Source organism: Pseudomonas sp. MEJ108, assembly GCF_030208985.1.
GTDB lineage: Bacteria > Pseudomonadota > Gammaproteobacteria > Pseudomonadales > Pseudomonadaceae > Aquipseudomonas > Aquipseudomonas fragariae.
In genome coordinates, this window is record NZ_JARVSW010000014.1 from 240107 (window position 1) to 252318 (window position 12212).

Genomic DNA, 12212 nt, shown 5'->3' on the forward strand with positions numbered 1-12212 from the left:
AGCGATCAGCGCCGCCCGGCGCGGGTACTCACGTCCACCCATACCGCCAGCACCAGAATGCCGCCCTTGACGATCATCTGCCAGTAACTGTCGACGTCGAGCATCGACATGCCGTTGTCGAGACTGGTAATCACCAGTGCGCCGAGCAGGGCGCCGTAGACAGTGCCTGAACCACCGCGCATCGATGTGCCGCCGATGAAGCATGCGGCGATGGCGTCGAGTTCGCCCATGTTGCCTGCCGAGGGTGAGCCGGCGGCCAGGCGTGCTGTATTGACCAGCCCGGCGAACGCGCACATCACGCCCATGATGCCGAAGATCCATAGCTTCACGGCCTGTACGTTGATGCCGGACAGGCGCGTGGCCTCCATGTTGCTGCCGACGGCGTAGACGCGGCGTCCGAATACCGTCTGGCTGGTGACGTAGCTGAATACGCCGAGCAGGACCAGCAACAGCAACACTGGAACAGGGATTCCGTCGTAGCTGTTGAGCACATAGACAAAGCCGCCCAGCACGGCGCCGATCAACACCACACGCAACACATCACGAATCAGCGAATGCGCTGCCAGGCCGTGCAGCGCTCTGTTGCGCCGTTGTTTCCAGGTCAGGAACAGCGTCAGCGCCAGCAGCAGAATCCCGAGCCCGGTGCCGACCGCATGTGGCAGATAGCCCTGGCCGATATAGACCAGCGACGGCGACACCGGGGCGATGGTCGTGCCGCCAGTGATCCCCAGCAGAACGCCGCGAAACGCCAGCATGCCACCCAGCCCGACGATGAACGAGGGGATCCGCAGGTAGGCGGTCATATAGCCGTTGGCCAGGCCGATCATCAGGCCGCACAGGGCCACCACACTCAGGTTTGCCAGTAGCGGGACGTGGTAAACGACATCCAGAATCGCCGCCAGGCCACCGAGCAGGCCAAGCAATGAGCCTACCGACAGGTCAATCTCGCCGCTGATGATCACCAGCACCATGCCGCAGGCCAGAATCCCGGTAATGGACATCTGGCGCAGCAGGTTGGACAAGTTGCGCGGGGTGAGGAAGCCGCCCTCGGTCTGCCAGCTGAAGAACAGCCAGATAACGGCGATGGCAATCACCAGCGCGAGCATTTTGTAGCGGGTAAAGAATTGTTTGACCTGGTTCATCTACGCGGTCTTCCGGGCATTATTGTGAGGGGCATCGGAGTGGCTGAGTGCAGCGGCGAGGACCTGCTCCTGAGTCAGGTCATGGTTGATGAAGTCGCCGCGCAACTGGCCGTCGCCAATCACCAGCACACGGTCGGACACGCCCAGCACTTCGGCCAGCTCCGAAGACACCATGATGATCGACACGCCCTCGGCTGCCAGCGCGCCCATCAGCTTGTAGATCTCGTACTTGGCACCGACATCGACGCCGCGGGTAGGCTCGTCGAGAATCAGAACGCGCGGGCGGGTGAGCAGCATCTTCGCCAGCACGGCTTTCTGCTGATTGCCGCCTGACAGGCTGGTGATTGGCAAAAACGGGCTGGCGGTCTTGAGGTGCATGCGCGAGATTTCCCGGTCGATACTGCCCAGTTCGGCTTCAGCGTCGATGCGGGTCATGTTCGAGTAGCTGTCGAGGACCGCGAGGGTGATGTTCTGGCCGACGCCCAGGTCCGGAATGATGCCCTGGCGCTTGCGGTCTTCAGGGACCATGCACACGCCGGCGCGGATCGATTTGAGCGGCGTGCGCGTGTCGATCGCCTGGCCATTCAGCCACACTTCACCGCTGTACCGACCGGGGTAGGCGCCGAACAGGGCGGATACCAGTTCGGTACGGCCCGCGCCCACCAGCCCGGCGATGCCGAGGATTTCCCCGCGCCTGAGGAGGAATGACACGTCGTCGACGCGCTTGCGCCTGGGGTTATCGACGTCGTAGCAGGTGATATGCCGCGCTTCGAAAATCACCTCGCCGACATCATGCGGCTCGGTGGGGTAGAGGTTGCTCATTTCGCGTCCGACCATCTGGGTGATGATCTTTGGAATGTCCATGTCCGCCATTGCAGTGGTGGCGATATGTTTGCCGTCGCGGATGACGGAAACGGTGTCGCACACGGCGGCCACCTCATCGAGTTTGTGCGAGATGTACACGCACGCGACCCCCTTGGCCTTCAGCTCGTGAATGATGTCCAGCAACACCTCGATTTCGGAGCGGGTCAGGGCCGAGGAGGGCTCGTCGAGAATCAACAGGCGCGCCTTCTTGTTCAGCGCCTTGGCGATTTCCACCAGTTGCTGGTAGCCGCCGCCATACTGCGAAACCGGCAGCGCCACGTTCATGTCAGGCACTTTGAGTTCACGCATCAGCGACTCGGCGCGGTGCATCATGGCCGGGTAATTCATGCGCCCGCCGGGGAGCGTCAGCTCGTGGCCCATAAAAATGTTTTCGGCCACCGACAGGTCCGGGACCAGCGTCAGTTCCTGATGGATGATGACGATCCCGGCCGCTTCCGTTTCACTGATCGACTGTGCCTTGAGCGGTTGGCCGTCCCACAGGATTTCGCCCTCCCAGGTGCCGTAGGGATAGACCGCCGACAGGACTTTCATCAAGGTGGATTTGCCCGCGCCGTTCTCGCCGCACAGGCCGACGCACTCGCCGGGCTTCACTGTGATATCGATGCCGTTGAGCGCTTTTACACCGCCAAAGGATTTGACGATGCCGTTCATTTGCAACAGGTAGTCAGACATGGCGCAGGGCTCTACGAAGGTGTGAAGGCTTGCCCTGAGCGGCGACCCGGCTAAACCGCAGGGTCGTGCTCTGGCTTTCAGCGACGTATCAACGATCGAGGCTCATTGCCCGTCAATCTGCGCCTTGGTATAGAACCCGTCTTTCTCCAGCAGGTCGATGTTGTCCTTGGTCAACGCTGTAGGCGTCAGCAGGATGGTGTCGACTTGTTTGCTGCCGTTGTCGTATTTCGAGCTGAAATCGGGTTTCTCATTGCGTGCCAGTTGCACAGAGAGCTTGGCGGCTTCCGTGGCAATCAGTTTCAGCGGCTTGTAGACAGTCATGGTCTGCGTGCCATCGATGACCCGCTTGACCGCCGCGAGGTCCGCGTCCTGACCCGAGATAGGGACTTTGCCGGCCAGTTTCTGTGCGGCGAGGGCCTGAATCGCGCCGCCGGCAGTGGCGTCGTTGGAGGCGACGATGCCATCGATCTTGTTGTTATTACGCGTCAGGGCGTTTTCAACAATGCTCAGGGCTTCGGTAGGGTTCCACTCCTTTACCCACTGCTGGCCGACGATCTTGATATCACCTCTGTCGATAGCCGGTTGCAGCGCCTTCATCTGGCCTTCGCGCAGAATCTTGGCGTTGTTGTCGGTGGGCGCGCCGCCCAGCAGGAAGTAATTGCCCTTGGACGCTGCTTTCAGCACGCCGTTGGCCTGCATCTCGCCGACTTTTTCGTTATCGAAGGAAATGTACGCGTCGATATCGGCATTGAGGATCAGCCGGTCATACGACACCACCTTGATCCCGGCCTTCTTGGCCTCGGCAACGGCGTTGGTCAGCACGGTGGCGTTGAACGGCACGATGACGATCACATCGACGCCGCGAGAGATGAGGTTTTCTATCTGCGAGATCTGTTTCTGTTCATTGGCATCCGCTGATTGCACGAAGACCTTGGCGTCGAGCTTTTCCGCCGCCGCAACGAAGTAATCACGGTCGCGTGACCAGCGTTCCAGACGCAGGTCATCAATGGAAAAACCTATTTTCGGGTGCGCAGAGTCAGCCATCACCGGCAGGGACAGCAAGGCCAGCGCGCTGGCGAGCAGCGTACGTTTCAGGGTGTTCATAGGGTGCGTCCTTTTATTGTTGTTTGAGACACTGCTTGACTGTGGGTGATACCGATAGAACTGTAGAGCGTTGCCGGACGTCGCGTATGAAGATTTGTCGCCTGAATGTCACGGCGACGTCCAGCCAAGCCTGTCAGGCGTAGATAAAGCGGTTGACCACGCCTTCAAGCAGTTCCTGACGCCCACTGACGGCCTGCGGGTTCAGCTCGTTGGCGAAGGCGTGTTCGGCGAGCGAGGCAAGGCTGAATTCGCCTGCCAGTACCGATTGCCCGAAAGGCTGCTGCCAGCCGGCGTAGCGCTGATCCTTGAAGTGCTGGAGTTTATCGTTCTGCAGCATGGCGGCGGCACGCTCCAGCGCCAGGGCGAGGACGTCCATCGCGGCGACGTGGCCGTGGAACAGATCGATATCGTCGAGGCTCTGGCGACGCACTTTCGAGTCGAAATTGAAACCGCCATTGGTGAAGCCACCAGCCTTGAGAATCTCGTAGGTGGCGAGGGTCATCTCTTCGACGCTGTTGGGAAACTGGTCCGTGTCCCAGCCGTTCTGTGGGTCGCCACGGTTGGCGTCGATGCTGCCGAAGATTCCCAGCGAGACCGCCGTGGCGATTTCGTGGTGGAAGCTGTGCCCGGCCAGCGTGGCGTGGTTGGCCTCGATATTGACCTTGATCTCGTTTTCCAGGCCGTATTGCTGCAGAAAACCGAACACCGTGGCGCTGTCGTAATCGTACTGATGCTTGGTCGGCTCCTGTGGCTTGGGCTCGATCAGCAAGTCACCCTTGAAACCGATCTTGTGCTTGTGTTCAACGACCATGCGCATGAAGCGACCGAGTTGTTCGCGCTCACGCTTGAGGTCCGTATTGAGCAGGGTTTCGTAGCCTTCACGACCGCCCCACAACACGTAGTTGGACCCTTTGAGGCGCTGGGTGGCATTCATCGCGCTGAACACCTGGGTCGCGGCGTAGGCAAAGACTTCCGGGTCCGGGTTGCTGGCAGCGCCTGCGGCGAAGCGCGGGTTGCTGAAGCAGTTGGCCGTGCCCCACAGCAGTTTTATGCCGCTCTGTTGCTGATGGCGTTCCAGGTGATCGACCATGTGCGCGAAGTTGTGGCGATACTCCTTCAGTGAGGCGCCTTCCGGTGCCACATCGGTGTCGTGGAAGCTGTAGTAGTCGATGCCGAGCTTGGAGAAGAACTCGAACGCCGCTTCGGCCTTGCCGATGGCCAGTTCCATCGGGTCACCGGACCCTTGCCAGGGGCGCTTGAAGGTGCCGACACCGAACATGTCGGCGCCCGGCCATACGAAGGTGTGCCAGTAGCAGGCCGCCATGCGCAAGTGCTCGCGCATGGGTTTGCCGAGGACCAGCTTGTCTGCGTCATAGTGGCGAAAGGCGAGGGGCGAGTCGCTGTCAGGGCCTTCGTAGCGAACCCTGTCGACGTCGGGGAAGTACGGCATGAGCGTTTTCCTTATTGTTCTTGGCGGTGTCTGGATACTAGCAACGGCCCCGCGTGCGCTGATTATGAAAATCGTCAACGCACAGTGCGATTTTGAGTGTTGAGATTCGCCGGTCAGCGGCCTAGTCTGTGGCCAACGGCGTCGTGCTTATCGAATCGGCATAAAAACAATGAAAACCGTACCTCCCGTTCACCGTATCGCGCTGTTGTTCAACGGCAGCAAGATTTATGACCGCGGCATCATCAGCGGTATCGGCAACTACCTCAGCAGCACCCGGGTGTCCTGGGACCTGTTCCTGGAGGAGGATTTCCTCTGTCGCCTGAAAGGCATCGAGCGCTGGCAGGGCGACGGGATCATTGCCGATTTCGATGACCCGCTGATCGGCGAGGCACTGGCCGGGATCAAACTGCCGGTGGTAGCGGTGGGTGGGTCCTATCAGGACGAGCGCGCCTACCCGAAGGGTATTCCTTATGTGGCGACTGACAATCACGCCTTGATCAAGGCGGCTTACGAGCACTTGATCGAGGCCGGGCTGACGCGCTTTGCCTGCTTCAGCCTGCCTGAAGCGCAAGCCAATCGCTGGGCCCAGGAGCGCGAGCAGGCCTTTCGCCGCTTGCTGCAGCGCGACGGCCTGCACGCCGAGGTCTATCGTGGCCTGGGCACCAGCGCGCCGCTCTGGGACAGCGCGGTAGAACAGCAGATCGCCTGGCTGCAAAGCCTGCCCAAACCGATCGGCATCATCGCCGTGACCGACGCCCGCGCTCGTCAGCTATTGCAGGCCTGCCTGACCGCCGGAATTGCCGTCCCCGAACAGGTGGCGCTGATCGGCATCGACAATGATCCGTTGACCAGAACCCTCACTCGCGTGCCACTGAGTTCGGTCGTTCAGGGTACCGACACGATGGGCCGCACCGCCGCACGTCTGCTGCACCAGATGCTGCACGGCATGCCGTCCTCGGGTACGCACATTCTGATACCGCCGGATACTGTCAACGTGCAGGCTTCGAGTCTGCATCAGCCCTTGGGTGACCCCTATGTCATGCAAGCGCTGCTGTTTATCCGGCAGTACGCTTGCCAAGGTATCAAGACTGCACAGGTCGCCGCCTACGTGGGCGTTTCGCGCTCGTCACTGGAAGCGCACTTTCGCCGCGTAAGGGGCTGTAGCGTGCATGACGAGATCCTGCGTTTCAAACTGGCCGCCGCTGCGAACGGACTGGAAAACACCGGGCTGGCCATTGCCGAGATCGCCCGTGATTGTGGTTTTCGGTCTGCGCAATACCTGCACACCGTGTTTCGTCGCGAGTTCGGCTGCACGCCGCGAGAGTACCAGCAGGGTGCCAATGCGGCCGTGCAATGCTCAAGTGCCTGACAAGGTCAGGCAGCCACGACCCTGATCGTCCAGAAGTCGGTAGACAGATTTTCATCCAGCAGATAACTGTAGGGCAGGGTGAAGTAGCCTTCCATGCCCCAGCCAGCGCCCTATGAGTTGCGCAAGATGAAATGCTGATGGGCATCGTTGTAGCCCACTGCCAATACACAGTGCCCTCCCAGCATTTTTTCGTGAGGACCCGGCATTGGGGCATGCCCGGTCTTGGCAACTTTCTTGCTTTCAAAGCTCTCGTAGACGGAAAAACCAATGACAAACGGATAACCTGCCGCCAGGCAGCCTTTCATCTGGTTGAGGTTTTGCGCAACTTTCTGATAAGACACCGCCTTGTACTTTCTTGCATCCTTGTAGCAGGCTGCCGGAGGTTTGACAGCGAACTTCTCAATATCATAAGGCCACTCTTTCTCGGGGCAATCACCTTGCTTCACTACACTTTTAATGCCGTGCCGGATCATCGCGCCGCTGTCCGAATCGACGGTATGTTCAATAACCCGTTCGTTGTAATAGATAAACAACCGCGAGGGTTCGAATGCCGGCGTCAGCTTTTGCTTCATGCGATCAAACTGAATCGCTCCGGCAATACCGTTTGCGGTGCAACTGCCCAGTTGGCCCTGATCGTATACAGGCGGGCAATGGGGGCGCAGGTCAACCCTGTGTGGAAGCGCCGCCAGTGCGGTGGGCGGGGCGGCATACAGATGATCGCGATGATCAGGCAGATCGCGAATCCATCCATACTGTTTGACGGTATAGGTCATTTCGTATCTCCTTGTAAGGCACGGTCAGGAAAATTGATATCGCTCATGTAAGCAGGTTTTTTATAGGCGTGGATTAAAATTCATTTAGTACGTAGTGTGCTATGAGTTGGCCGGGCAGGCGTGGTTGGCCAGGGGTGTTAGTTGAGTAAAAACCATTTTAATCAGTTCATTACATGGCCTTATGCAATGCACTTACACCTCTTTTTGCGCATGGCACGGACCAGGGTTTTTATCGGAAGTGGCGAAACGATACCGCTTGGGCGGAACCTCTCCTGCACCCTGATAAGCGTACCAATGGGTACATTTAAGTTGACAGCGTGCGGTGCACGGGCTAAAACATACTCCTCGGTACAGTTATGGGCGAAACGTCAATCGTCGCATGCAAGATAAGGGGGTAGGGGGATGGAGACGATGCAACTGCATGAAGTACTGACTGCTCGCCTGCGTATCGATAAGCCGCAAGCGCTTTGCAACCCGCAGCGGGGGCAGCGCAGCAGCGGTGAGATACTGGGAGGAGAATTTAACGGCGATGGATTGCAGGGGCAGGTTCTTCCGGGAGGCAGTCTTTTTCTCGTGCCCCAGGATGACAGCCTTGCACGATTCAGCCTGTACTACACCTTGCTGACTGACGATGGAATAAAGATAGATGTCGTTGGAGAGGGGCTCGTGGCCTTCGATGAAGCGGACCGCGCACCATTGGACGAATCGCGCTGTCGGTGCACGTGCAGCAAGCAGTTCAGCGTTGCTTCCGGTGCGCATGATGACCTGCAGAAAAACCTGTACGTCGGCAGAGTAAATATACACGCCGGGGATGACAGCATGCGTGTCAGTATTTTTCAGGTTAACGAGATATAAAGAGCCTTCACAGAAGCGGGCAGATGTGAAAGCACGTGTTGGCTTTGTTTATCGAGGCGCAACCCTTGTCGTCGACACCTGTCGGGCCCGGCGCAACGAAATTTAAATTATTTTTTCTATTGATGTATAGAAGCAGGGCTTGATTCGTTTGCACCCGGAAGAGGGGGGGGGCTTGTCAGGCCTGAGGGTGTGGGAGCTGGTTGCTCAGGGTACTCGGCAGCACAAGCAAAGCATCGTGAAAAGGCTTCATCCGGGGCCGTTGAAGCATGTTCATTACATCCCGATCATTTTGTCGAAGTCGCCAGTTCACAGGGGTTTGAAGTGCTCGAAATGTTGTCTCCCGACAAGCAGCTCGAGCGTTACTGTCAAAGGCGTGAGGAGGGTCTGTCGCTCACGCCGAGTATCTATCTGGTTTATTCGGTTAAGGCGTGAACCTTACTGGCTGACAAAAAAGCTCAGTCCTTTGCTGATCGCACACTCATAACTCACCGGCGTACCCACTTGTTGATAGCCAGGAACATTCAGCGTGGTCATGCTGAATGTGGCTGTGCCGTTCGAGCGTACCTGATAGCGAATGAATTGCTCGATGGGCTTGTTATCGCGATCGAGGCTGAAGTGAGTGTCCGAAAACGCCAGGGTGCCGTCGGGGGTGATGCGGTAGGCATCGATGCGTTTGCCGCCTTTGGTTTTGGACGGCTCGGCACCGGCGATCGAGGATTTGCATTGTCCCAGGTCGATCACCACGGCGACCGATTCTCCGGTATTCAATGCCTGGGTAATGGCGGAGTAGGTGGGTAGCGCGTCGCCTGCGTGAGCGAGGCCTGGCATTGAAAGAGCAAGCAGTGCAGCGGCGTAGGAATGTTTCATGGCAGCTCCAGGAAGTCAGTCTGAAGGGGGAAAAGACCCGTCCATCTCGCGATTATCGAGCGTCGCGAAACCTACCATAAGCTTCGATTCAGGTGGGCCCACGATAGCAGTGGCACCTCTCTGTTCAGAGCATCTTCATCCTTTGCCCTGTTCTGCCGATAGACATGACGGAGTTAATTTATTCACCGGTCACGGGAAGGGGATTGAAGATGCTGAGACAGCTGAAAATAGCCGCGCGGACCTCCGCCTGCTTTGCGTTGATGGTGGTGCTGGTGTTCGGGCTTGGTATTTTCAGCATTCAGCAATTGCACGGTATTCGTGAGCAATCGCTTGAAATAGAAAACGATGCGCTTCCCGGGATTGCGCTGGGTGACGATATTGCCCTGGCGGTCGAGAAAACCCGCACGACGGTGGCCAAAATGCTTGCCGCTCATGATATGGCGCAGGTGACTCTGGCTCACACCGAGTTCCTTGACAGGAAGGCCGGGTTCCAAAAGGCCGTAGAGGCCTACGACCCGCTGATCACCGAGGATGACGAGCGCGCGCTCGTCGAGGGGCTGAAGAGTACTTATCAGGGCTACATCGAGCGTGCCGAGAAGGTCTATACGCTGATCAACGAGAATCAGGCGGAGGCCGGAAGGGCGCTGGTCTGGGGCGAGATGAAGGCAATGGCGGAAGGTATGGAAACGGCGCTTGGCAAGCTGGAAAAGATCAATGATGACTCCGAAGCCGAATCCAGCGCAGCAGCGACGTCGGTGTATGAAAACGCCCTGATCGTCACTCAGGGGGTCATGTTTCTGACGGTGTTGCTGACGGTATTGCTTGCCTGGCGTCTGACCAAAAGTCTGGCAGTGCCGATCAGTCAGGCGCTGCACAGCTCGGAAACCATTGCCGCGGGCGACCTGCGTCCCAGCGCAATCAACCGTGAGGGCACTGATGAAGCGGCCCTGTTGCTGCAATCGATGGAGCGCATGCGCGGCAATCTGAGCCAGACCCTGAGTCAGGTGGGCGATGCCGCTCACCAGTTGGCGTCGGCCACGGAAGAAATGAGCGCCTTGATGGTCAACAGCAACGCCGATCTGGTGGTGCAGAACAGCGAAATAGAAATGGCCGCCACCGCGGTCACCGAGATGAGTCAGGCGGTCGATGAAGTCGCGCGTAATGCGGTGACCACTTCGGTGGAATCCAGAGCCTCTTCGGTGTCGGCCCGCGAAGGTCAGGAAGAGCTCAATCAAACCGTCAAATCGATCCTTGAGCTGACCCGAAATGTGGGCACGGCGTCGGTCGAGGCGCAGGCGCTGGCAACCCGCACGCTGGATATCACCAAGGTGCTGGATGTCATTCGCGCGGTGTCCGAGCAAACCAACCTGCTGGCACTCAACGCTGCCATTGAAGCGGCACGCGCGGGCGATGCCGGACGGGGTTTTGCCGTGGTCGCCGACGAGGTGCGCGCGCTGGCCCACCGCACCAGCGAATCGACGCGCGAGATCGAAACCATGGTCGGGCACATCCAGCAGGGCACCAAAAGTACCCTGCTTGCGCTTGAAGTCAGTACCGAACAGGCGCAACGCACCAAACAACAGGCCGAGTCGGCCAATGCCGTGCTGGCCAGCATCGCCAGCTCGGTGATGGTTATCGATGAGCGCAATACGGTGATCGCCAGCGCCTCCGAGGAGCAGGCACTGGTTGCGCGGGAAGTGGATCGCAACCTGGTGCGCATCCGTGACTTGTCGGCACAATCGGCGGTGCGCACCAGCCAGACCGGCAGCGCCAGCCAGTCGCTGGCCGAGCTGGCGAGTGACCTGACGATCACCCTGGGGCAATTCAAGCTCGGATAACACGCGCCTATAGCAGGCCTGTTCCCGCATCGATTCGCTGTTGTCCGTGCAACAGCGAATCGACAATGTGTTTGGCGCTGACGCCGGCAAAGCCAGGCCACTCCGCGCAAACGCCATCTGGCGCAACAGCTTGAAAGCGCCTGGCGCAGGGCTTCACGCCATCGCCAGGCGGCGCACAAGGCTTTGGGCATGACCTGTGCACTGCCGATCAGGATTGTTTTCCTGAGCCAGCGGAGCCACCCGAATGCCTGATGCCGTCCCGACCCCCAAGACCAAACGCCTGCATGCAATAGGGCGCACCCTGGTGCTGAGCCTGTTGGCCACCAGCCTCGTCGCAACCGCGTATGCCGAGGACAGCGACGTGCCTTCGCTGGCGGGCAAACGCATTGCGATCAGCATGACCGGCACCAGTCACTACTTCGATATCAAGGCCTTCCAGGCGCAGGTGGATGAGGTCAAGCGCCTGGGCGGCACGCCCATCACGCTCGATGCCGGTCGTAACGACAAGAACCTGGTCAATCAATTGCAGACCGTGGTCACGCAAAAGCCCGATGCAGTGATCCAGACCCTTGGCACTCTCAGCGTTATCGACCCCTGGCTCAAGCGCATCAGCAAGGCGGGGATTCCGCTGTTCACCATTGATGCGCCATCGCAATACAGCCTCAACAACACAACCTCCGACAACGTTGCCACCGGCAAGGCGCTGGCCGGGCAACTGATCAAGGACGCAGGTGGCCAGGGTAACGTGCTGGTGTTCAATGGCTTTTATGGCGTACCGGTCTGTGCCATTCGTTATGACCAGCTCAAGTTGGCGCTCAAGGATCATCCGCAGCTGAAAATCATCGAGCCGGAGTTGCGCGATGTCATTCCCAACACGGTCCAGGACGCCTATTCGCAAGTCTCGGCGTTGCTCAACAAGTACCCCAAAGGCAGTGTTTCGGCGATCTGGGCCGCGTGGGACATTCCCCAGCTTGGCGCCAGCAAGGCGCTGATCGACGCCGGCAGAACCGAAATCAAGACCTACGGCGTCGACGGCACGCCGGAGGTGCTCGAGCTGATGCGCCGCGAAGATTCGCCGGTGGGTGCTGTGGTTGCCCAGCAGCCTGCATTGATCGGCAAGACTGCGGTGCAGAACGTCGCCCGTTACCTGGCCGGGCAGCACGATCTGCCAAAGGAGACCCAAGTGCCCACCTTGCTGACCACGGCCGCCAATCTGCCGGATGTGCAAAAGCTCAGAGGCGATAACTGACGCGGGAG

The 12212-nt window shown here is 59.0% G+C and carries 9 protein-coding genes and 2 pseudogenes; 5 read left to right on the plus strand and 6 right to left on the minus strand.

From position 1 onward, the window contains the following. Positions 1-5 precede the first annotated feature (5 nt). The 4 genes from QRN50_RS08760 to xylA all read right to left on the minus strand — a co-directional run bounded on the left by QRN50_RS08760 (position 6) and on the right by xylA (position 5253). On the minus strand, positions 6-1142 hold the full coding sequence (locus QRN50_RS08760) for a sugar ABC transporter permease (protein ID WP_003400873.1): 1137 nt from the start codon (positions 1140-1142) through the stop codon (positions 6-8). Beyond that, positions 1143-2699 (minus strand): D-xylose ABC transporter ATP-binding protein, encoded by a 1557-nt coding sequence (gene xylG / locus QRN50_RS08765; protein WP_096126493.1) that lies wholly within the window; start codon positions 2697-2699, stop codon positions 1143-1145. It abuts the gene before it with no gap. Between the two features lie 102 nt (positions 2700-2801). Beyond that, positions 2802-3803, minus strand: a complete 1002-nt coding sequence (xylF, locus tag QRN50_RS08770) for a D-xylose ABC transporter substrate-binding protein (RefSeq protein ID WP_060406588.1) — start codon at positions 3801-3803, stop codon at positions 2802-2804. Between the two features lie 133 nt (positions 3804-3936). Beyond that, the gene (gene xylA / locus QRN50_RS08775) at positions 3937-5253 is read right to left on the minus strand and encodes a xylose isomerase (protein ID WP_003400879.1); all 1317 of its coding nucleotides are present in this window, start codon (positions 5251-5253) and stop codon (positions 3937-3939) included. A gap of 169 nt (positions 5254-5422) precedes the next feature. Between xylA and QRN50_RS08780 the strand changes: the two genes are divergently transcribed. Then, positions 5423-6622 (plus strand): XylR family transcriptional regulator, encoded by a 1200-nt coding sequence (locus QRN50_RS08780; protein ID WP_003400882.1) that lies wholly within the window; start codon positions 5423-5425, stop codon positions 6620-6622. 5 nt (positions 6623-6627) lie between these two features. On the opposite strand, the pseudogene QRN50_RS08785 reads toward QRN50_RS08780, so the two are convergent. After that, positions 6628-7395 (minus strand): annotated as a pseudogene (locus QRN50_RS08785) (C1 family peptidase). Between the two features lie 402 nt (positions 7396-7797). Between QRN50_RS08785 and QRN50_RS08790 the strand changes: the two are divergent. Then, complete coding sequence (locus QRN50_RS08790; protein ID WP_096126492.1) at positions 7798-8250, plus strand: DUF3237 family protein; 453 nt, start codon at positions 7798-7800, stop codon at positions 8248-8250. A 435-nt stretch (positions 8251-8685) separates the two neighbouring features. Here the strand turns inward: QRN50_RS08790 and QRN50_RS08795 are convergent, their stop codons facing one another. Further along, complete coding sequence (locus QRN50_RS08795) at positions 8686-9117, minus strand: VirK family protein (protein ID WP_011268056.1); 432 nt, start codon at positions 9115-9117, stop codon at positions 8686-8688. A gap of 260 nt (positions 9118-9377) precedes the next feature. Between QRN50_RS08795 and QRN50_RS25830 the strand changes: the two are divergent. From QRN50_RS25830 to QRN50_RS08805, 3 genes and pseudogenes are all read left to right on the plus strand, one after another. Continuing rightward, positions 9378-9806: pseudogene (locus QRN50_RS25830) on the plus strand (MCP four helix bundle domain-containing protein); the annotation flags it as partial. Continuing rightward, entirely contained in the window at positions 9798-10955 is a 1158-nt protein-coding gene (locus QRN50_RS08800; protein ID WP_374935900.1) for a methyl-accepting chemotaxis protein, read from the plus strand. The pseudogene QRN50_RS25830 and the gene QRN50_RS08800, both read left to right, overlap by 9 nt. 244 nt (positions 10956-11199) lie before the next feature. Further along, positions 11200-12204: a sugar ABC transporter substrate-binding protein gene (locus tag QRN50_RS08805; protein WP_011268054.1), complete on the plus strand. Its 1005-nt coding sequence runs from the start codon at positions 11200-11202 to the stop codon at positions 12202-12204. Positions 12205-12212 lie beyond the last annotated feature (8 nt).